The sequence below is a fragment of the Dethiosulfatarculus sandiegensis genome (assembly GCF_000931935.2).
Lineage (GTDB): Bacteria > Desulfobacterota > Desulfarculia > Desulfarculales > Desulfarculaceae > Dethiosulfatarculus > Dethiosulfatarculus sandiegensis.
On record NZ_AZAC01000034.1, the window covers coordinates 167582 to 190017 of the forward strand.

Annotated in this window: 16 protein-coding genes and 1 riboswitch; of the genes, 15 read left to right on the forward strand and 1 reads right to left on the reverse strand. The window is 56.0% G+C overall.

Annotated elements, in window-relative coordinates:
* Nucleotides 1-5 precede the first annotated feature (5 nt).
* Genes cbiD through cobN form a run of 14 tightly spaced genes read left to right on the forward strand, consistent with a single transcriptional unit; the run spans nt 6 to nt 18440 of the window.
* On the forward strand, nt 6-1121 hold the full coding sequence (cbiD, locus tag X474_RS18290) for a cobalt-precorrin-5B (C(1))-methyltransferase CbiD (protein ID WP_044350936.1): 1116 nt from the start codon (nt 6-8) through the stop codon (nt 1119-1121).
* On the forward strand, nt 1118-2332 hold the full coding sequence (locus X474_RS18295; RefSeq protein WP_044350938.1) for a bifunctional cobalt-precorrin-7 (C(5))-methyltransferase/cobalt-precorrin-6B (C(15))-methyltransferase: 1215 nt from the start codon (nt 1118-1120) through the stop codon (nt 2330-2332). Before cbiD ends, X474_RS18295 begins: the two co-directional genes overlap by 4 nt.
* A gap of 2 nt (nt 2333-2334) precedes the next feature.
* Entirely contained in the window at nt 2335-3135 is an 801-nt protein-coding gene (cobM, locus tag X474_RS18300) for a precorrin-4 C(11)-methyltransferase (protein ID WP_044350940.1), read from the forward strand.
* Between the two features lie 3 nt (nt 3136-3138).
* Complete coding sequence (locus X474_RS26280) at nt 3139-4203, forward strand: cobalt-precorrin 5A hydrolase (protein WP_044350942.1); 1065 nt, start codon at nt 3139-3141, stop codon at nt 4201-4203.
* Nucleotides 4200-4982, forward strand: coding sequence for a precorrin-3B C(17)-methyltransferase (gene cobJ / locus X474_RS26285; protein ID WP_044350944.1), 783 nt, complete (start codon nt 4200-4202; stop codon nt 4980-4982). The genes X474_RS26280 and cobJ overlap by 4 nt, the downstream gene beginning before the upstream one ends.
* Nucleotides 4966-6486 (forward strand): cobyric acid synthase, encoded by a 1521-nt coding sequence (locus X474_RS26290; RefSeq protein WP_231688347.1) that lies wholly within the window; start codon nt 4966-4968, stop codon nt 6484-6486. Before cobJ ends, X474_RS26290 begins: the two co-directional genes overlap by 17 nt.
* A 15-nt stretch (nt 6487-6501) precedes the next feature.
* Nucleotides 6502-7395 (forward strand): sirohydrochlorin cobaltochelatase, encoded by an 894-nt coding sequence (locus X474_RS18320; protein ID WP_052515383.1) that lies wholly within the window; start codon nt 6502-6504, stop codon nt 7393-7395.
* Nucleotides 7396-7406: 11 nt separating this feature from the next.
* Entirely contained in the window at nt 7407-8903 is a 1497-nt protein-coding gene (locus X474_RS18325) for a carbon-nitrogen hydrolase family protein (protein ID WP_052515384.1), read from the forward strand.
* A complete protein-coding gene (locus X474_RS18330) occupies nt 8903-9841 on the forward strand; it encodes an ABC transporter ATP-binding protein (RefSeq protein WP_082464489.1) in 939 nt (312 codons plus the stop codon). The genes X474_RS18325 and X474_RS18330 overlap by 1 nt, the downstream gene beginning before the upstream one ends.
* On the forward strand, nt 9838-10572 hold the full coding sequence (locus X474_RS18335; protein WP_044350946.1) for an ABC transporter permease: 735 nt from the start codon (nt 9838-9840) through the stop codon (nt 10570-10572). Before X474_RS18330 ends, X474_RS18335 begins: the two co-directional genes overlap by 4 nt.
* Before the next feature lie 12 nt (nt 10573-10584).
* A complete protein-coding gene (locus tag X474_RS18340; protein WP_044350947.1) occupies nt 10585-12678 on the forward strand; it encodes a putative cobaltochelatase in 2094 nt (697 codons plus the stop codon).
* The gene (locus X474_RS18345) at nt 12675-13709 is read left to right on the forward strand and encodes a magnesium chelatase ATPase subunit I (RefSeq protein WP_044350948.1); all 1035 of its coding nucleotides are present in this window, start codon (nt 12675-12677) and stop codon (nt 13707-13709) included. Before X474_RS18340 ends, X474_RS18345 begins: the two co-directional genes overlap by 4 nt.
* A 1-nt stretch (nt 13710) precedes the next feature.
* Complete coding sequence (locus tag X474_RS18350; RefSeq protein WP_044350949.1) at nt 13711-14721, forward strand: radical SAM/SPASM domain-containing protein; 1011 nt, start codon at nt 13711-13713, stop codon at nt 14719-14721.
* 2 nt (nt 14722-14723) lie between these two features.
* Nucleotides 14724-18440: a cobaltochelatase subunit CobN gene (gene cobN, locus X474_RS18355; protein WP_044350951.1), complete on the forward strand. Its 3717-nt coding sequence runs from the start codon at nt 14724-14726 to the stop codon at nt 18438-18440.
* Nucleotides 18441-18548: 108 nt separating this feature from the next.
* Here cobN and X474_RS18360 read toward each other — a convergent pair whose 3' ends face one another.
* Nucleotides 18549-19715: an adenosylcobinamide amidohydrolase gene (locus tag X474_RS18360; RefSeq protein WP_044350954.1), complete on the reverse strand. Its 1167-nt coding sequence runs from the start codon at nt 19713-19715 to the stop codon at nt 18549-18551.
* A gap of 91 nt (nt 19716-19806) precedes the next feature.
* A riboswitch (cobalamin riboswitch) is annotated at nt 19807-19991 on the forward strand.
* Between the two features lie 369 nt (nt 19992-20360).
* Here X474_RS18360 and X474_RS18370 point away from each other — a divergent pair.
* On the forward strand, nt 20361-22364 hold the full coding sequence (locus X474_RS18370) for a TonB-dependent receptor plug domain-containing protein (protein WP_044350958.1): 2004 nt from the start codon (nt 20361-20363) through the stop codon (nt 22362-22364).
* Nucleotides 22365-22436 lie beyond the last annotated feature (72 nt).

Below are 22436 nucleotides of genomic sequence, written 5' to 3' on the forward strand. Positions count from 1 at the left end.
TTGAATTGGCAAGAAAAGGCTTGAAAACCGGTTTTTCCACTGGAGCGGCGGCAGCGGCCGGAGCCAAAGCCGCCCTGCTTAGCCTAATTCAGGGAAAGCCCCCGGAGAAAGTTCGCCTGGATCTGCCCGAGGGCAACCAGCTGTGGGTGACTGTCAAGGGGGTTCTGGTTCTGGACAGCCAAAAGGCCTTGGCTACGGTGGTTAAACAGGCCGGAGATGATCCCGATGTAACCAACCATGCCGAGATTTTGACCCAGGTGGAGATCAGGCCGGGGGCTGAACCGGGCGCGCAGGTCGAGATAACCGGCGGCCCCGGAGTGGGGCGGGTCACCCTTCCCGGTCTGGCTCTTCCCGTGGGAGAGCCTGCCATAAATCCCGGCCCCAGGGCCATTATAGCCAAGGCCGTCACCCAGGCATGGTCAGAGGGGCCGGATCGGAACCTGCCCGTGAAAATTAAGGTTTTGATCTCGGTTCCCAAGGGCGGGGACCTTGCCAGATACACCCTTAACCCCAGGCTTGGCATTAAGGGAGGCATCTCTATTTTAGGAACCACCGGTCTGGTCAGGCCCTTCAGCCATGAGGCCTATACCGCAACCATAGAAAGCGCCTGCCAGGTGGCCAGGGCTCAGGGGGTGGATGAAGTGGTTTTGACCACTGGGGGAAAAAGCGAAAAGCTGGCCATGAACCTGAAGCCGGATCTGCCCGCCCTGGCCTTTGTGCAGATCGCCGATTTTTTCGGCTTTGCCCTTAAAACAGCGGCCGCTTCGGGTTTCAGCCGGGTTGGCATGGTCTGTTTTTTCGGCAAGGCCGTCAAACAGGCCCAGGGCCTGGAATACACCCATGCCCATAAAGCGCCGATGGATCTTGCCTGGTTGAGCCGGCGTTTTGCAGAAAAAGGGGTTTCCCAGGATTTGGTCAATCAGGTCAGCCGGGCCAACACAGCCCGGCATGGGCTTGACATCCTGCGGGCTGAAAAGCGGCTCGATCTGGTGGAGCTGGTGGGGGAGATGGCCTTGATTCAGGCCAGGGGCTTTTTGGGATCAGGCCCTGATCTTTGGTACCGGATCATAGATTTTGACCAAAGCCTTCTTTACGAGGGGAAAGATATATCCAGCTCATGAACACTATATATGTAGTAGGAATGGGCATGAGCCCTCATGACCTCCTGCCCGAAGGCCTGGCTGTCTTGCGTGAGGCCGACACCCTGGCCGGGGGCAGGCGTCACCTTGAAGAGTGCTCCTGGCATAAGGGCGGAAAACTGGTTTTAAAAGGCAGTGTGGATAAATGGCTCGACGAGGTAGGCGCATGGGCCGAAAAGGGGACTGTGGCTGTACTGGCCTCGGGCGATCCCGGCTTTTACGGCATCTTGAGGCGTCTGACAGGTAGGTTCGGTTCTGTAAATTTAAAGGTGATGCCCGGAGTGACCACGGTTCAGGCGGCCTTTGCCAGGCTTAGGCTCTCCTGGGACCAGGCGGGAATAGTAAGCCTGCACGGCAGGCCCCTGGACTGTCTCTGGCAGTTCTTATCCAGCCATGATCAGGTGGCAATATTCACGGACAGGGAAAACACCCCGAACAGAATCGCCGAGGCGCTTTTGCAAAAAGGGCTTGCGAATTGGGGCATCACTGTTCTGGAAGACCTGGGGCGTGAATCTGAAAAGGTTCGCAAACTGGATCTGGAGCAGGCCTCTTTACTTGAGTTTTCTCCTCTCAATCTGGTGATCCTCAGCAGATTAAAACCTGGCCGTCCCCTATCCCTGGGCCTGGATGAGGCCTTTTTCGAGCATGCAAAGGGCATGATCACCAAAAAAGAGGTTCGCGCCGTGGCCCTGGCCAAGCTCTCTCTCAAACCCGGTCAAATCCTTTGGGATCTCGGCGCGGGTTCTGGATCAGTGGGAATCGAGGCCAGCCTTTTGCTGCCCGGAGGACGGGTGGAGGCGGTTGAGAAAAATTCCGCCAGGGTGGACCAGATAAAGGCCAACCAGGCCCGTTTTGAGGTTGGGTGCCTTACTGTGCATGAAGGTGAAATAATGGAAATAATACCCGGCCTGCCCCGGCCGGACCGGGTTTTCGTGGGCGGCGCGGGCAAGGACTTGGCCGGGATTATTGCCCAGGTTTCATCCTACTTAAGGCCCGGCGGCCTGGTGGTGGCCTCTACGGTTCTTATGGACTCCATGATCCAAGCTAGAAAGGCCATGACTTCTTTGGGTTTTGAAGTGGATCTCATCCAGGTTCAGGTGAGCCGGGGCGAGCCCCTGGCCCATGATTTGAGGTTGGTCCCCTTGAATCCGGTTTGGCTCATTACCGGTCAAAGTAAACCCTGCGGAGAATAAAAATGAAAGAAAAAGAAGAATATCCGGTGCTTTTTGTGGGGGCGGGCCCGGGCGACCCTGAGCTTGTAACCGTGGCCGGTAAAAAGGCCCTGGAAATGGCCGACCTGGTGATATACGCCGGCTCCCTGGTGAGCCTTGAGATGCTGAAATGGTGCCAACCCAAGGTGAGGTTGGTTGATTCCAGCGGTCTGGTGCTGGAGGAGGTTATGGAATACATGACCACCGCCTGGGCCAAGGGGGAAAGGGTGGTGCGGCTGCATACCGGGGACCCCAGCCTTTACGGCGCCATAAGGGAACAGATAGGCCGCCTTATGGAAGAGGAAATCCCCTGGAAGGTGATTCCCGGGGTTACGGCGGCCTTTTCCGCGGCAGCCGGGCTGGGCCTGGAATACACCCTGCCCGAGGCCTGCCAGACCCTCATATTCACTCGGGCTTCGGGCCGCATTCCCGTGCCCGAAGCCGAAGATTTGGCCGCCCTGGCCGACCACGGGGCCAGCCTGGCCATTTACCTTTCAGCCAGTTTAACCGAAAAGGTGTCGGTGGATTTGGCCGGGGCTTATGGCAAGGACGCCCCCCTGGCGTTGGTCTACCGTTCTTCCTGGCCTGATCAGAAAGTAGTCTGGTCCACGCCTGGCACCTTGAAAAGAGACATGGCAGGGCACGGCCTTAAGCGCCAGGTCCTTATCCTGGCCGGGCCGGGGGTGGAGGCTGTGGCCAAGGGACTTTCCGGAGAGCGTTCCAAACTCTATGACGGGGCCTTTGCCCATGGCTTTCGCCCGGCCAAAACAGGCGGCGGTAGTTGAGCCATGGCTGATTGGCAAGGCAGGGCAGCCATATACGCCCTTAACCAAAAAGGGGCTCAAAAAGCCAGGGAACTGGCCGGGAAACTTAATGCCGCCAGGGTCTGTCTTCCCGAGCGTCTGGCGAGTTCAGAAGACGGCGAAGCGGGATTTCTGAACTTTTCTGCCTGCCTGGAAGAAAATTTCCAGGCCTATGATGGGCATATCTGCTTTTGCGCCAGCGGCATCGTGGTGAGGGCCCTGGTTGGACTCCTTGAGAAAAAGGATAAAGATCCGGCTGTGGTGGTCTGTGATCATAGGGGGGCCTTTGCCGTGAGCCTGGTCTCCGGCCATCTGGGAGGGGCCAACGACCTGGCCAGGGAGACCGCCCGGCTGCTTGGCGGTCAGGCTGTGATCACCACGGCCACGGACAGCGCCGGGCTGCCCAGCCTGGAGGTGGTGGCAAGGGAACAAGGCCTTTATGTCGAGAATCTTTCCGCCCTGGCCAAGGTGAGCACCTCTCTTTTGGAAGACAGGCAGGTAGGGCTCCATGATCCCTTTAATTGGTTGAAACCCGCGCTTAAAAAACATGCCCATCTTTTTAAAGAGGCGGATCTTGAGTCCCAGGATGAGCCAAGGGTGTGGGTGGATATCACAAGCCTTGATCCCATACCCCCCAATTGGCTGGTCATGCGGCCGCCTTGTCTTTTTGTGGGGGTGGGATGCAACAAAGGCACCGGCTCTCAGGAGATGCTGGAATTGCTTCGGGAGACCTTAAGCGAGCATGCACTTTCTCCTGATTGTATGGCCGGTCTGGCCAGCGTGGAACTCAAGCAATATGAGGTCGGGCTTTGGAGACTGGCCGGGGAGCTGGGCCTGGGGATCAGGTTTTTCACTATTGATGAATTAAACGCCGTGCAGACGCCCAACCCGTCTGTAATGGCTCAAAAACATGTGGGAGCAAAAAGCGTATGCGAAGCGGCCTCAATACTGGCCTCGGGCAGGGGAACCCTCTTGGCGACCAAACGGAAGACCAAAAACGCAACCGTGGCCGTGGCCCTGAGGGAGAGCCCCCAGGCCTCCTCTATGTGATCGGCCTGGGGCCCGGCGAGCACGACCTGCTCACCGTGGAGGCCCAAAAGGCGTTGGCCGATTGTCAGGTGGTTCTGGGCTACAAGACCTATGTCAAGCTGGCCGGTGATCTGCTCAAAGGCAAGGAGATCATGGCCTCGGGCATGACCAAGGAGCTGGACCGGGCCGCCCTGGCCCTGGAGCAGGCCGCCAAGGGCCGCAAGGTGGGGTTGATTTCAAGCGGAGACCCCGGAATCTACGGCATGTCGCCTGTGGTGTTTGAGGCGGCCCGGGCCAAGGGATTCAACCTGGACGGCAGCGGCGGCTTTAAGGTGCGGATTATCTGCGGGGTTACGGCTTTGTCCGCAGCTGGGGCCTGTCTGGGTGCGCCCTTGTCCCATGATTTTGCCTGCATCAGCCTTTCAGACCGCATGACGCCCTGGGAGCTGATTGAAAAGCGTCTGGATCTGGCGGCCGAGGCTGATCTGGTGATCGTGCTTTACAACCCCAGAAGCAAGGGCAGGCCCTGGCAGTTTCAGAGGGCCTGCGCAATTGTGGCGCGCCACAGGGGAGAAGATGGCGTGGTGGGGATTGTGAATCGGGCCGCCAGAGAAGGCCAGAGCATAGAGTTGAGCACTTTGTCAGGTGCTCCCGATTGTCAAGTTGATATGCAGACCCTGGTGATCATGGGAAACAGCCAAAGCTTTGTATACCAGGGTTCCATGGTTACGCCGAGGGGATATGTAAACAAATACGGCGAAGCCTGGGACAGGGAGAAAGCCCGTGGGGCAAAAGACTAAATCCTATCGGCCGCTGATGGTGGTCGGCACCGGCTCCCATGTGGGAAAGAGCGTTTTATGCGCAGGGCTTTGCCGAATCTTCAGGCAGATGGGGGTGAAGGTGGCCCCTTTCAAGGCCCAGAACATGGCCCTTAACTCGGGCATCACCCCTGAAGGCGGTGAAATGGGCCGGGCTCAGATCACCCAGGCCGAAGCTGCCGGGGTGACGCCCCATGTGGATATGAATCCCATTTTATTGAAACCCACCAGTGACGTGGGCTCCCAGGTGGTGCTTTTGGGCCAGGTGCTGGGAAATTACAAGGGAGTGAACTACTACAAGCTCAAATCCGGCCTGGTGCCCAAGGTGATGGCCGCCTTTGAGCGCCTTAAAAACGCCTATGAACTGGTGGTGCTGGAGGGGGCCGGTTCCTGCGCAGAGGTGAACCTCAAGAAAAACGACCTGGTGAATATGTCCATGGCGCTTAGAGCCCGGGCCAAGGTGCTCATAGTGGCGGATATCGACGCGGGCGGTGTCTTTGCCCAGGTCCTGGGGACCCTGGATCTGCTCCCGCCCGAGGAACGGGAACTGGTCGCCGGGATTGTGATCAACAAATTCCGGGGTGATCCGGCGCTTTTCCAGGAAGGCATCCGCTTTATAGAAGAAAAAGGCGGCAAGCCGGTCCTGGGCCTGGTCCCTCACTTTGACCACATTCAGCTGCCCCAGGAAGACGGGGTTGCCCTGGAGCGGGGCGAGCTTACGAGCAAGGCCGGAAGCATCCGGGTGGGTGTGGTGCGTTTAAGCCACATCAGCAATTACACGGATGCGGATGTGCTGGCCTCGGAAGAGGCGGTGGAGCTGCACTGGGTGGATAGCCCCGCCCAATTGGCGGGCCTTGATCTTTTAATCCTGCCGGGCACTAAAAACACCCTGGCCGCCCTGGCCGGTCTGAAAAAGAGCGGCCTCTACCAGGCCATTCCCAAATTTCACGATCTGGGAGGCAGGATTCTGGGCCTTTGCGGGGGATATCAGCTTCTGGGTGAGGAAATCAGCGATCCCATGGGTGTGGAAGGCCCTCCCAGCCGGGAAAAGGGCTTGGGGCTTTTGGATATATCCACCGAGATGAAAGGGGAGAAAACCACCACCAGGGCCAGGGCCCTGTGCCTTGATGATTTGCCTTTTTCCGTGGATGGCGTGATAAGCGGCTATGAAATCCACATGGGAAATACAGAGCCCTTGGGCCGCTCCAGGCCTGCCTTGAAAATTATTTCCCGTCTGGACCGGGATCTGGATTTGGAAGAGGGGCAGGTGAGCCAAAGCGGCCGGGTGGTCGGCACCTACCTGCACGGCCTTCTGGATAACGATTCCCTTAGGGCGGCCTTGCTTTCCTGGGCCGCGGGCACTGATGAAGACTTTACAGCCGGTTTTGACTATGCGGGCTTCAAAGACAGGCAATACGACCTGCTGGCCGAACATTTAAGACAACACCTCAAGCTGGAAGAGCTTGCAAGAGCCATTGAAATCTGAAAAAAGGAGCTTTTAATGGAATCCACAGCCTTGGTTCTGGCGGCTTTCGGGGCGGGTCAGCCCCAGGCCTTGAACGGCATATTAAGGGTCTGGGAAATGACTCAAAAGGAGTTTCCCAAGCAAAAGCATGCTTTGGCCTTTACCTCCAACATGCTCAGGAAAATCTGGCAGAAAAGGAAAAACGACCCTGAATGGCAAAAGGAGAACCCCTTGGTGCCGCCGGAGGTGATGGAGGTCAAGGGAACCCTGGCCACCATAGCCAACCTTCAGGACCAGGGCTATAAGAATATCCTGGTGCAGCCCCTGCATATCTATGCCGGTGAGGAATTCAGCGACCTCAAAAGTTATATCCAGGGGTTGAACTCCATCCAGACAGTTAAACCCAAATGGCAACCCTTTGAAAAATTGGTTCTGGGGCGTCCCGCCCTGGGTGAACCGGGCCCGGAACACCCTTATCAGGAAGACATTGAAAAGGCGGCCAAGGCCCTGGCCGAGGATGTGAAGACCGCCTCCGGGCAAAATGCAGCCCTGGTCTACATGGGGCACGGCAATGAGTATTTCTCTCCCGGGATCTACATGGAGATGCAAAACGCCCTGAACGAGTTGTATCCGGAGAACCAGATCTTCATCGGTACGGTTGAGGGCTCCATGTCTCTGGATTATGTGGAAAAGAGACTGAAACATGCTGGTGTGCAAAAGGTTCTTTTAAAACCCCTGATGCTGGTTGCGGGCGATCACGCTCACGAGGATATGAGCAGCTCCGAGCCTGATTCCTGGAAATCCATTCTGGAGTCCAGAGGCTATGAGGTGAGTTGCAGCTTAATCGGCCTCGGGGAAAACCCCGCCTGGGCGGCCATTTACATGGACCATATAAGGGATGCGGCTCTCAAGGCCGGCCTTGAACTTTAGGAGAGGCATGCATGGCTGATTCTCTGACCATTGCCCTGGTCCACGCCAGGCTGAGTAGGGATAAGTTTCAGGAGAATCTTCAGACTTTACTTGAATTGAATAAAAATGCGGCCGAGTCCGGAGCAAAGGTTATTGTCAATACCGAAACCGGTTTAAGCGGCTATGGTTTTGACTCACGGCCGGAGATCAGCCATCTGGTAAGGGAAGAAAACAGTTCCGCGGTAAAGGCCTTTGCCGCCCTGGCCAAGGATTACCAGGTCTACCTGGCCCTTGGCCTGGCCGAGAAAGATGCCGACACAGGGCTTTATTTCAACAGCGTCCTTTTGTTGGGGCCTGAAGGTGAAATTGTTGCCAGGCATCGCAAAATAAGCGCGGAATCCAAATGGGCCGCTGCCGGAGGACCGGGCCAGGCGGACTATTGCGACACCTCCTGGGGCAGGGTGGGTCTTTTGATCTGCTCGGAAAGCTATTTCAGCATCCTGCCCAGGACCATGGCCCTAAAGGACATAGACCTGCTTTTGTTGCCTGCCAATTGGCCCAACGGCGGCATAGATACGAGGGTTCTCTGGCAGGCCAGGGCCTTGGAAAACGGTTTTTTCCTGGCGGGCTGTAACAGGGCGGGCAAGGACCGCAAGCTGGATTTCCAAGAGGCGTACAGCTGTGTTTTTGGCCCGGACGGTAAGGAATACCTGGCCAGGGCCAGCTCTGAATCAAAGGTCTATCTGGTGGATCTGCCCCTTTATCAGGGAAAGCTGGACCAGGGGATCAGAAAACAGCGCCTTAAAACCAGAAGGCCCGAGGCCTATCATTACCTGGCCGCCGACTTAAGCTCCATAGGCGATTTGAGCGGGCTTTTTAATCTTCCCGATCCCGGCGGGCTTACGGTCCGCTGCCTTTCCTTGTCAGAAAAACAAGACATAAGCCTTTCGGATATTAAAGAAAGGCTCGAAGTCAATGCAAGCAACCTGCCGGAGATTTGGCTGCTTTCCCGGGGCTTAAGCCCCGCGGATTTAAAGAATCTCTCCGTCTCTTCCGGAAAAGCCGTATTCTGTCCGGACCCGGATTCCCCGGACAAGCTTTGGTTTGCAAGTGAAGGCGAGTGTCTGGGTCTTGACCCGGATCGCGCAGAACCCCTGGTCTTGGATTACGGGCCCGCCCGTCTGGGCCTGGCCAGGGGCGAGGACCTTTTACATCCCGAAATGGCCGAATGCTTTGCCAAAAGGGGCTGTGACCTGGTGCTGGCCTCCAGTCGGGATCTGGCCGACTGGCAGCTCAAGGTGCTGGAAGTCAAATGCCTGGACAAGATCGCCCTGGCATGTGTGCATTCCAAAGGAGGCCTTATCTGTAACATGCAACAGGGCCATGCGCCCTGGCTGGTCGAAAGGACCTGTGACGGTGAGATTTGCAGCCTTGAGCTTGACACCAGCCGGCTCAGGGTGAAGAACCTGCACAGCAACTGGGAATTCGGGCTTCTTTTGCAAGGCGCCCTCCGAAAGGGGGCCAAGTAATGCAAAGCCCTGCCATAGAGACCAGAGGACTTCTGAAAAACTACGGCTCAACCAAAGCCGTCGCCGGTTTGGACCTCAAGGTTGAAACCGGCCAGATCTACGGCTTTTTAGGCCCCAACGGGGCGGGCAAGACCACCACCTGCCGCATACTCACCACCTTGACCAAACCAACAGGAGGCCAGGCCCTGGTCAGCGGATTTGATGTGGTCAAGGAGCCGTCTTTGGCCAAAAAGGGCATGGGGCTGGTGCCCCAGCACCTGAACCTGGACCCGGACCTCACCATATACGAGAACCTCAAGCTGCACGGCATGCTCCACGGCATGGCCGGGGACAAAAGAGAATCCCGCATCAGGGAGATGCTTGAGTTCACGGATTTGTGGGACAGGAAAAAGGAGCTGGCCAAGTCTCTTTCAGGCGGCCTGAAAAGAAGGCTCATGATCGCCCGGGCGCTGTTGCACGAACCCAGGGTGCTTTTTCTGGACGAACCCACCGTGGGGCTGGACGCCCATACCAGAAGGCGCATGTGGGAGCTTATCAGCCAGAGCCACCGACGGGGGGTGACCATATTCCTCACCACCCATTATATTGAAGAGGCGGAATCCCTCTGCCATCGGGTGGGCATCATAAACCAGGGCAGTCTGATTGCCGAGGATACGCCCCAGGGCTTTCTCTCCACCACCGGCAAGGTGGTGGTCGAGTCTTATTCCGACACCTCTTTTTTGCCCAGGTTTTTTGATGACCGCAAACAGGCGGCCGAATACGCGGCCACCAGGCAAGAGGACACGGTGATCAGGGCCAGCAACTTGGAGGATGTGTTTATCTCCCTTACCGGAAGAGGGGTGATGGAAGAAAAGGCCCAGGCCAAAGAAGCCTCCTCTTTCGGGCATGGGGGCGGGCATTCGGCTAAAACGGCCCATGGCCATGGGGGTGGCAAATGAATTCGGTATATGCGGTTTTCTGGCGGGAGATGATAATCCTCTCCCGCAGGCTTAAAAGGATGCTGGCCAGTTACGCCATAAGCCCCATGCTTTTTATGCTGGCCTTTGGTTGGGGCATGGGCAAGGGCATCAGTGTGGAGGGAGTGGACTACTTGAGCTACATGGTTCCCGGCCTGTTCGCCCTTTCCTCCATGAGCCAGAGCTTTTCCATTGCCACGGATATAAATGTGGCCAGGTTCTACTGGATGACCTTTGAGGAGTTCCAGACCTCGCCGGTTTCATATCTCTCCGTAACCCTGGGCGAGGCCCTGGCCGGTATGGTGCGGGGGCTTTTGGCGCCTCTTGTAATCACCATCGTGGCCCTTTTGGCCGGGGTGAAACTTCACTTCTCCTTTTTATTGATAATGGCCGTCTTGCTGAACTCCTTTCAATTTTCCTGCGGCGCCATTTTGGCGGCCATGAAGGTGAGGTCCCATGCGGACCAGTCCACCCTGACCAGTTTCATAATCGTGCCGATGAGCTTTTTATGCGGCACCTTTTTTCCGCTGGAGCGTCTGCCCGAGTGGGCCGGTTTTCTGGTGGGGCTTCTGCCCCTGACCCATGCCAGCCACGCAATCAGGGCGGCAGCCTTGGGTCAACCCTTTCCCTGGGTGTCGGCTCTGGTCATGGTTCTTTACGGAGGGGTGTTTTTCTTGCTGGCCACCAAAAGCGTACGCCAGGCAAGTATTTGACAAGGCGTGATTATGAATACCAAAACCTCGAATAACGATCTGCGGCCCCTGTTTCCCTTTTCCGCAGTCCTGGGCCAGGAAGAGATGAAACTGGCCCTTATCCTGAACACCATTGACCCCGGCATCGGCGGGGTCCTGGCCAGGGGAGAAAAGGGCACTGCCAAGTCAACCACCGTAAGAGCCCTGGCCGGTCTTTTGCCGACCATGGAAACCGTCAGGGGCTGCCCTTTTGGCTGTGATCCGGCCAGGCCCTGGGATTATTGCGACTATTGCCTGGCGGCGAGTCAAAACGGAGGGCTTGCCGGTTTTGCCGAGAAGACCGTGCCTGTGGTTGACCTGCCCTTGAACGCCACCGAGGATATGCTTTTGGGCGGCCTTGATTTCAGCAAGGCGGTCAAAACCGGGCAAAAGGCCTTTATGCCCGGCCTCCTGGCCCGGGCCAACCGGGGCTTTATCTATGTGGACGAGGTGAACCTTTTAGACGACCACCTGGTGGACGTACTTTTGGACGCGGCTGCCAGCGGGGTCAACACCCTGGAAAGGGAAGGCATCTCCTTTAGTCACCCTTCCAGGTTTGTGCTGGTGGGGACCATGAACCCCGAGGAAGGGGAGCTGAGGCCCCAGCTGTTGGACCGCTTTGGACTCTGTGTGGAGGTGGCCGGAGAAACAGACCTTGCCCTTAGGGTTGATCTGATGCGGGCCAGGGAGGCTTTTGATCAAGACCCCGGTGAGTTCAAAAGGGCATATGAGGATTCGGAGCTGAAGACCGCTGACACTCTGGTAAAAGCGCGCAAGCTTTGGTCAAAGGTCCGCCTGCCCAAGAGGCTTAAGGGTTTTATCAGCAGCCTGTGCGTGGAAAATCATGTGGCCGGTCACCGGGCTGATCTGGCCCTGCAAAGGGCGGCCCTGGCCCTGGCTGCCTATGAAGGCCGCACAGAGGTGAGCGAGGAAGATATCAGCCGGGTGGCTGCCATGGCCTTGCGCCATCGCAAAAGAGACGCCCTGCCGCCTCCGCCGCCCGAACCCCCTCGGAATGAGCCGGAGCAGGGGGAAGAGGAGCAAGATCAGAATCCGCCCGAGGAGGATCAGCAGCCCGACCAGCCGGACCAGCCCGAGCCCCAGAATGAAGACCAGAGTCAGGACGATGACCAGGGCGGGGAAGACGATAATCTGGAAGGCTTTGACCTGCCCCAGCCCGAGCCCGAGCCGGAAGAGCCCAAGGAAGATCAGTCTGACGATCAGGGCAAGGACCCGGTGGAGCAGGTCTTTGAAGTCGGTCAGACTTTTAAGGTGAGGAAGCTGTCTCCGCCCAGGGACCGCAAGCTGCGCAGGGGCTCAGGCCGTCGTTCCCTTACCCGTACGGCCCAGAAACAGGGGCGCTATGTAAAAAGCGCCCTGTATGGTGACCCAACTGACCTGGCCCTGGACGCCACCTTAAGGGCCGCGGCCCCTTATCAACTCTCCAGAAAGAGCGATAACGGGCCTTTGATCAAGATCGCCTCCCAGGATATCCGCCTTAAGGTGCGGGAAAAAAGGGTCGGCAATTTCCTTTTGTTTCTGGTTGACGCCAGCGGCTCCATGGGCGCCAGGGCCAGAATGACCGCCACCAAGGGCGCGGTGCTTTCCTTGCTTTTGGATGCCTATCAAAAAAGAGACAAGGTGTCCATGGTCACCTTCAGGGGCAAAGAGGCGGATGTCAGCCTGCCCTGCACCAACTCCATCGAGCTGGCCGCCCGTTTGCTGGAGGACCTGCCGGTAGGCGGCCGAACTCCCTTAAGCGCAGGGCTTCTGGAGGCCGCAAAGCAGGTTTCTCTGCAACTGGCCAAGGACCCGGATATCAGGCCTTTGGTTCTGGTGCTTACAGACGGCAAGGCCAATACCGGCCTGGGACAGGATAAGCCCCCCCATGAAGAGGCCTTGGCCCTGGCCTCCAAAATGGGGCGCGACGAGAGAGTGCGTTACGTGGTGGTGGATACGGAACCCCAAGGCATTGTCTGCCTGGGGCTGGCATTAAAACTCTCCCAGGCCCTTAATGCCGATTACTTTAAAATCGAAGATCTCAAGGCAGAAGATTTAGTTGAGATCGCCCAAAGGAAAAATCAATGAAAAACAGATCCGTATATCCCTTTGCAGCTATTGTGGGCCAGGAAAAAATGAAATTGGCCCTGATCCTCAATGTGATCAACCCAACCTTAAGCGGGGTTCTGATCCGGGGCGAAAAGGGCACCGGCAAATCCACGGCGGCCAGGTCCCTGGCCGAGATTCTGCCTGAAATTCCGGTGGTCACTGGCTGTCCCTTTCAATTGAAGCCCCAGGATGCGAGCTCTTCCCTTTGCTCTGAATGTGGTCAGGAATCCTGCGGCTTCAAGGGATTGGAGCCTGAGGAAACCAACCGCAAGGTGCAGGTGGTGGAGCTTCCCGTAGGGGCCACCGAAGACAGGGTGGTGGGAACCATGGATCTGGAACAAGCCCTCAAGCAGGGAGAAAAGCATTTCGAGCCCGGCATTTTGGCCGCCTCCCACCGGGGAATTCTTTATGTGGACGAAGTGAACCTTTTGGACGACCACGTGGTGGATGTGCTATTGGACTCCGCCGCCATGGGGGTCTGCACCATTGAAAGGGAGGGGGTTTCCTTTTCCCATCCGGCCCGCTTCACCTTAGTCGGCACCATGAACCCGGAAGAGGGCGATTTAAGGCCCCAGCTTCTGGACCGCTTTGGACTTTGCGTGCAGGTGACCGGCATTGAAGACACCAACGCCAGGGTGGAAGTCATGGAGCGCCGCCTGGCCTTTGAACAGGACCCCGCCGCCTTTACCGCGTCTTACACCGAAGAATCCCAATCCATAGTCAAGGATATCCTGGAGGCCAAGGAGCTCTTGCCCCGGGTTCAGGCCGGTCGCGAGATCATGGTGCGCATAGCCGAGATCTGTCTCAGTGTGGGTACAGACGGACACCGGGGAGACATCATCACCCTCAAGACAGCCAAGACCCTGGCAGCCTGGCAAAAACGCACCCGGGTCATTGAAGAAGACGTGGATCAGGCCGTGGAGCTGGTTCTCCCCCATCGCATCAGAAGGCAGCCTTTTGAGGATGTGGCTGTGAATATGAACACCTTTAAATCCAAGAAAATAGCGTGAGTTGAGTGACTTTGGATTCATAGTTCTGTCGCTTACCGGCCGCTGCAACCTGGCCTGCGCCTATTGTTATGCCCAGGCAGGGCCAGGGGGCGGGGATATGGACCTTGAGACCGGGCTGAAGGCCCTAAAACGCCTTACCCGGCCGGATAAGGCCGTGACCGTGGAATTGGCCGGCGGGGAGCCGCTTTTACAGTTCGAACTTATCAAGGAGCTCTTGACAGAGGCAAAAAAGGTCCGCCCCATGCTCAGGTTCGCCCTGCAGACCAACGGGCTGCTCCTGGACCAGGAAAAGTTGACTTTTTTAAGGCAAAACCGGGTGGGGTTGGGGCTCAGCCTAGATGGCCTGCCTCAGATAAACGACCTCACCAGGGGCAATTCCCGGGCCGTACTCAAGGCCTTGGATCTTTTGGATCAAAATAAGGTGGGGGTGAACATAACCGTGGTGCTCACCAGGTATAACCTGGCCGAGATGCCGAAGTTTTTGTTGTTCTTAGGCTCCCGCCCCAGTGTAAGGGTTATCAACCTGGATCTGGTGCGCCCCCTGGGACGGGCCGAATCCACAGACCTTAAGCCCATGTCCGAAGATATCTACCAGGCCGTGCCCAAGATGCTCAGCACCCTTGATTTTGTGAATCAAAGGCGCTGGCCGCCCTTAAAGATCAGGGAAGCCGATCAGAACTTAAGAAGGGCCTGCTTAAAGGAGCAAAGGCCCTATTGCATGGCCGCAGAGGGCAGGGCCGTGGCGGTTGACCCGGCGGGGGATCTTTATCTCTGTGCTTCTTTGGCCGGGCGAAAGGAGTATCGCCTCGGCAATTTAGATGATCAAAACCTTCTTGACCCTGTGGAGATGAGCCAAGACTGGTGCCTGCCGCCTGAATGCCGAAAATGCGAGGTGAGGTTGATTTGCCGGGGCGGTTGCCCTTCCCGCCGCATTGCCTATAACGGCAGGCCGGATATGAAAAGCCGCCTGGACTGCGCCCTGCGCAGAACCATTTTTAAGGAGAGCTCTTAAAAATGAAACCCACCAGGATAATGGTCTTCAGCTCGGCCGGTACAGGGCTTTCAACCCTTTCCCGGGCCTTTGCCAGGTTTGTCGAGGCCTGGCCCGGCGTAATGGAGATTTCGGCCCGCACAGGGGAAGACCTTTTCGACAGCTTGCAGGTGGACCGCTTTCTGGCTTCTCTGCCTCAATATGACAGGCTGATCCTGTTGCTCCACGGCGGCAAGGCTTCGTGTCCTTTTTTTGATCGCCTGATGGATACCCGCGGGGAGCTTTGGACTTATATCCACCCCTCAGACCCTGAAGAGTTGGAGCTTTCTCAAGAGTATTCCACGGATTTTGGCGCAGAAACCTATGACGAGATGGTGCTTTACCTGAAATACGGGGGGCAGGAGAACTGGTTCAACCTGTTCAAACGCCTGGCCGGTCAGGATGCGGCCGAGCCTGAACCCCAGCCTTGTCAGGCGCTTTATCATCCCAGGTTGGGGCTTAAACAGGATCTGGATTCCTATCTGAAAGCCTTGGGTTGGGACAGTGAAGCCTTGAGGCAAAGCGGGAAGCCGGTTGTCGGGCTCTGGTTTGGCCAGTATTCCTATCTGGACAGCAACCTGGAGCCCATGGACGCCGTCATAGAGGAGCTGGAGGCCCAAGGCGCTGTGCCGGTCTCCTGTTTCTACCGCCGTTATCCAGACCCCCTGCTGGATGTAAGAGACACCGCCTGGGTGGTGGATAATTATTTCAGCGATTCCAAGGGCCCCCTTATTCAGGCCTTGATCAGCCCCATGATGTTCTCGTTGGCCATGATTCGGCCTGGAGAGGAAAAGAAGCTCCAAAAACTGGGGGTGCCGATTCTGCAGGCAATGCATCTTTTGACCAACCGGGATTTCTGGCAAAGCACCGTGGAGGCGGTGACTCCCATGGATGTGGGCATATCCATTGCCCAGCCCGAGTTTGACGGCAATCTGATAACCGTGCCCGCGGCAACCAAGGAAAAGGGACAAAGAGACCCTTTGACCGGGGCCGGACTTTCCAGAATGGAGCCGATTCCCGAACGGATCGAAAAGATGGTGAAGCTGGCCCTTAATTGGGCCAGGTTGTCCCGGAAGTCAAATCAGGACAAAAAAGTAGCGATCATTTTTCATAACTACCCGCCCAGAAACGATCGCATAGGCTGCGCCTATGGCCTGGATTCCTTTGCCAGCGTGCGCGATCTGTTGGCCAGGCTGAAAGAAGAGGGCTACACTCTGGATCAGGTCTATGAGGACTCCCGGGAACTGGCCGACCTTATGACTTCTTCTTTAACCTGTGATCAGCGCTGGCTCACCTATGAGGCCATGGCGGAAAAGGCGGCCGACCGGGCCGGGGCGGAGCATCATAAACCCTGGCATGAAGGTTTGCCGGATAAAGCCAGGGAACATCTGGCCAAAGACTGGGGCCAAACCCCTGGCGAACTTTTTGTGCATGACCAGAAAGTGCTTATAAACGGGGTGATAAACGGTAATGTCTATATCGGCATTCAACCGCCGAGGGGATACATAGAACAGCCCGAAAAGATCCATGACCCTTATCTGGCCCCCAGTTATCACTATCTGTACTACTACCGCTGGATAAAAGATGTCTTTAAGGCCGACGCAGTAATGCATATCGGCAAGCACGGCTCCCTGGAGTGGCTGCCCGGAAAAAGTGTGGCCCTGGGGCCGGACTGCTACCCGGACCTGGCCATCATGGATCTGCCGAATATTTATCCCTATATCATCAATGATCCAGGAGAGGGCACCCAGGCCAAAAGAAGGTCCTATTGCACCATCATGGATCACCTGATCCCGGTCATGACCAATGCCGACACCTATGAAGAGCTGGCCCAGGTGGATAACGCCATTCTGGATTATCTCCAGGCCTCTTCCATGAACCCAACCCGTCTGCCGGTATTGCAAAAGCAGATCTGGGAAGAGGTGGAAAAGGCCAATCTGGATAAAGACCTGGAAACCACCTGGGAACAGGCCAGGGAAGATTTTGACGGTTTCATGGAAAGGCTGCACTCCTATTTAAGCGAAGTGGGGGATACGGCCATCGCAGACGGTCTGCACACCTTTGGCACTCCGCCTCGGGGTGGGCCTCTGGCCGAGTTGACCACCCAGATTGTGCGCTTGAATAACGGGGATGTGCCTTCTTTGCGCCAGACTGTCTGCGTCGAGTGGGGCTATGATTATGATTATTTGCTGGCCAATCGGGGCAGGCCGGATCCCGCAGGGAACTACCCCACCTGCGCCAAGGCCCTGGAAGCGGTGCATAATGAATGCCGCCGTATAGTTTTGTGTGTAGTGGAGGGTGAGGAGCCTTTTAGCGAAGATGTTGGCCCGGATCTGAAACAGGTCTACGGTTTTCTTAGGGAAACCCTTTTGCCCAGGTTAAGGGCCACCACAGACGAGATGACAAACACCATAGCCGCCTTAAACGGCTCCTTTGTGCCTCCCGGCGGCAGCGGCGCTCCCACCAGGGGACAGTCCGATATCCTGCCCACCGGCCGCAACTTTTTCAGCGTGGACCCCATGAAGATACCGGCCCCCGCGGCCTGGAAAGTGGGGGTGGATCTGGCCAGGGATCTGGTGGAAAGAAACAAAAAAGAAACCGGAGCGCCGCCGGACAATGTGGGCATGGTGCTTTGGGGCGGCCCTGTCATGCGCACCCAGGGGGAGGATATTGCCGAGGCCCTTTTCCTGATGGGCATAAAACCGGTGTGGAATTCCAGAAACGGCCGGGTGGAGGGGCTGGAGGTTATCCCGCTGAAAGAGTTGGAATTTCCCAGGGTGGATATTACCTTCCGCACTTCCGGCTTTTTCAGGGACTCATTCCCCAATTTGATGGAACTTTTGGATAAGGCCGTTTTAATGGCCGGCAGGCTTAGGGAACCGCTGGAATCCAATTTCTTAAGGCGCAATGTGGTTGCCGAGAGTGAGGAGCTGGCCAAACAGGGGCTCAGCCCGGAAGACGCCTGGCGCGAGGCCAGCCTGCGGGTTTACAGTGACCCGCCCGGAACCTATGGCACCGGACTGCCGGAGACGATCGATTCCAAGGCCTGGGAAAAATCGGAAGACCTGGGCGAGGTGTGGGTGAACTATGGCGGCTATGCCTACAGCAGCAAAGGCTATGGCCTGGAAAGGCGCGACAACTTAAAGAGAAGGCTTAAGAAAATCAACCTGGTAGTCAAAAACGAGGACTCCAGGGAATATGACATGCTCTCATCGGATGATTTCAACGCTTATTTCGGAGGGTTTGTCTGCGCGGTCAAGGCCTTCAGCGGAATCCAGCCCAGGGCTTATTCCGGTGACGCCTCAGACCCGGACCGGGTCAAGAATCGCTCCATCCAGGAAGAGGCCAAACATGTCTTCAGAAGCCGTATTTTAAATCCTAAGTGGATACAGGGCCTTATGCGGCACGGCTACAAGGGGGCCGGAGATCTCTCCCGTACGGTGGACACCTCTTTCCATTGGGACGCCACCAGCGGGGTGATTGACGACTGGATGTACGAAGGCCTGGCCCAAAAATATGCCTTTGACAAACAGATGCAGGACTGGCTGAAAGAGGTGAATCCCTATGCCCTGCAAAATATAACCGAGCGACTTTTAGAAGCCATAAGCCGGGGGATGTGGCAGGCTGATCCGGAGACCAAGCAGGAACTGATGAATATCTTTCTGGATGTAGAGGGAGATATAGAAGACGCCACATCTTGATTTCTATAGTGTTTGTTAAAGGCAGGTTGAAGAAATAAAAACCGCCCGGAATTTGCATGATGAATCCGGACGGTAATGGAATAATACGGCTTGAAATTTAATTGTAAACTAATCGGAAAAATTTTTGTAAAAATCCCATTTTTCCGCAAAACCCAAAGCAAAGGAACGATAAATCATCTCAAGAAAAGATTGGTTGTCGTTTTCTTTGGGCAGGGGGGCCAGGCGCGCGCTCGATTTTTCAATACTTTCATTTTTGCCGCTTATGGTAAGGCTGAGCAGTGCGGCCTGGTTGCCCATGATTTCAGGGAAACAGGTGGCAGGCAGTATCTGGTGACTGAATTTGTCTTTTAGATGGGCAAGGGACATCACCAGGGCCACTGTGGGTGGGTCCTGATCCAGTTCATCGAAATTATTTAAAAAAAGTTGTTTTTTGTCGTCCGGTAGGTATTGGGCAATGCCTTGTTGCATCTTCTCTTTCTCAGTGCCGAAACGCTTCAGGTGCAGGTGAGAGGCGCATAGCCCATTGGGAGTAAGGTGGTTTTGCAGGGCCAGGGTTTTTTTTACGGCCTTTTTCACCGCCACTCCAATAAGCTCTCCCAGCTTGGAATGCTTGCCCGCACCGCTTAAAGGGGTGCCGGTCTCCAAAAGGCAGGCCACGGCTATCTGGTCTGTACCGGTGCCTGTGGCCAGGCCGTCCGAATATAATGAACCTACGCAAAGTTCCTGTAATGCCGCGGTCTTGGCTTCTGTGGCCGTGACAATGCTCCTTACCAGCGCGCCTTTGGTCAATTCTTTGTTGATAAAGATCATGATATTTATGGTGCCGTGCTCAGGAGGCTCCTTAAGCGCAATGTTTTCATGGATTCCGTTTGATTCGTAAAGCGAGGCCGGGTCACCTGCCCGGCCCGCATTGCCTTCAACTCCTCCGGTGGCCACCACCACCACGGTCTGGTCTCTGAAGCTTTCCTCGCATATCGCCGCGTTGTGCATATTGGCGGCGGTTCCCAAGGTGGCGCATTCCGCCGGGTTCAACCCCAAGGATTCCGCAATGATGCGACGGTATTCAGCAGGGTCTTCATAGGCGCTTTGGGGCATGGCCTTGTGGTGACCGGCAGGCTCACAGGCCTGGTGATTATAAAAACAAGTGTAATCTTTACTTACTCCGCCGGAGGCCCGGCAGGTTGATATGGCCATGTGAGGTTTCAGGAATTTTGCGATTATGGTTTTATCTTTTCTGCTGAGCCTTAAGCCCTCGTAATACTCTCCCAAATTCATCCCGGCTCCTTTAGTGTCAAGGCCACTTTTTATAATTAATAATTATATTAAATTCAACTTGACAATAACTACCAAACAACATAAGTATGATCCAGAAAAAAGAGATAAAGGCGTCCGATTAGGACTTAATAGGGAAGACGGTGTGAATCCGTCGCGGTCCCGCCGCTGTAACCGGGGACAAAAGCCGCATTCGGCCACTCTTGCCATGGGCAAGGGGAAGGCGCGGCGAGTAGGAAGAGCCGGAAGTCAGAAGACCTGCCTTAGATCTGATAAAGTCCCTGGCCGGCGGAAGACCGGCATTGGCGGCCTGAAAATACAGGACGTCTTTGCATGGGGGCTTTTTGGGGTGACCAAGTTCAACAAGGGTGCAATCCCCCAGCCTGTTTTCAGGCTGGGGGATTTTTATTTTGAGCCTGGTTTTTCCCAAAATATCTGCGGCCGATGGACCGATGCCGTCTTTTAAATGCCAAAAGACGGGTAACCGGTCAAATCAGCCTTTACTCCGCATGGCAAAGGGCTTTTTGGAAACGGGGCATGCACGGATTTAGTTTGGGCGGGACTGCCCGTCCGGCGTTTCGGGGAAGCTTGCCCCCTTGGTTCCACTTGTTTGACCTTAGCTGAAACTGTTTAGAGGAGAAGAGGAAAATGCGGACAAGGCTGATTACCTGTCTCACCCTGGCCGGGCTTTTACTAATCGGTAATGCGTCGGCCTGGGCCTTGGCAAAAACCAAGGCCTCGGATGTGGTGGTCACGGCAACCAAGATTGAAAAGTCGGTGGAGCACCTGACTGATTCAGTCACCGTGATCAATGAAAAACAACTCAAGGAAGGCGGTTTTACCGACATGACCGAGGCCCTGCGCTTTACGCCCAGCGTTGATTTCAAGCAGGCCGGAGGTCCGGGGCAGTTCAACTATCCCAAGTTAAGGGGCTTTGGCAACGGGCATTTCATGGTTCTGATCGACGGCATGAAGGTCAACGACGCCATGAGCCCCGGCGTTGGCCATATGCTGGGGCACATCGATCCCTTTATTATCGAAAGGGTTGAGGTCTTAAGGGGACCCCAGTCCGTGCTTTACGGTTCGGACTCCACTGCCGGTCTTTTTGCCTTTACCACCAAGGGGGGGCTGCCCGGCGCCAACTTGAGCGCAGGTGCCCAATATGGCTCCCTTTCCTGGAAAAAAGGTTACGCCGGAATCAGGGGCCAGGCCGATAAGTTGAAGTACAGCCTAAACTTTGCCTACACTGATTCTGACGGAGTCCTGGATGAGGAGACCTACACCAACCAGAGCCCCCAGCTTAAGCTGAGTTATGACTTTACCGATAATTTTTCAGCCGAGGCTTCTTTTCTCTACATCAAGAGCAAATTCAACTTTGCCCAGCTGGATGAGGCCTATGGCAGCCCCTATTGGGGATTGCAGACTCCGGACCCGGAGAACTACAACCAGGCTGAATCCTACCTCGGCGTAGTCAACTTCAAGCACAAGATATCTGATGCCTTGCGCCAAAAATTGACCCTGGGCTGGTATCAAAAGGAAAACGAAAACAAAGACGCCTATAACGGGCTTTTGGGCTATCAGGCCGCGCCTGTGGACAACTTCACCCTGGACTACATGAACTACTACCAAAAAGGCCAGAGGGTTCCGGTTTATGATTCGGGTGACGGCAAGCCTTCTTACAACAAAAACACCAACACAAACATTGACTATAACTTTATTGTAGACAGCCAACTCGGCGGCAACGGCTTAAACACCCTTTTGCTGGGTGTTGAATATCTTGAGCAAAAGGGCGAAAAGTGGGGCAAATACGGCGAAGCCGACGGCACCCTGCGCTGTTTCTCCCTTTATGCCAATGACCAGGTTATGCTTCTGGACGAGGCCCTGGTCCTCTCCGGCGGCTTAAGGGCCGACGACTACAACGAGTTCGGCAACCAGTTGGTGGGCAAGGTCGGCGCGGCCTACACCTTCAAGTCAAGCGGCACCACTCCCTTTATCAACTACGGCACCAGCTTCCGGGCCCCTTCGGTGGCTCAACTTTATGATCCCAAATACGGCAACACAGACCTCAACCCGGAAAAGGGCTGGACTGTGGAAGGCGGTCTGCGGCAGGAGATTATGGACGGCAAGATCCGCCTGGAGGCCACGACCTGGTACACCGAGCTGGACGACGTGGTGGTCTGGGAGTCCACCGGCTCCATGACCGGCAGCTATGTCAACCGCGATCAGGGCAAGAGCCAGGGCGTGGAACTGGTTGCCGGCTGGCAGATCCTGCCCAGCCTTTATCTCAGCGCCAACTACACCTACACCGACTCCCGTTCGGAAAAAGGCGGTGTGGAAAGCCGCACGGTTCAGATTCCCCGCAACAAGTTCAACCTGAACCTGGCCTATGACTTTAACGAAAAATTGCACTTAAGCGTGCACGGCATGTATGTGGACCAGCGTTTGGGTTGGAACGGCTTTACGGAGATGGATTCCTACTGGCGTTGGGACGCTGCGGTTCGTTACGAGCTGGCGGGCGGGTTGGCCTTGTTCGGCAGGGCGGAAAACCTGTTTGACAAGGAATACAACGAAGGCACCACCTATGAGCAGCCCGGATTCTACGGCGTCATAGGCCTGGAATGGGATTTTGACCTCTCCAGCCTGGGTGGATAACACTCCGGGCCAACAAAAATAATTTTTAACCGGTTACGGGCTTGGGGGAAGAAGAGCGCCAGGCCCGTGACC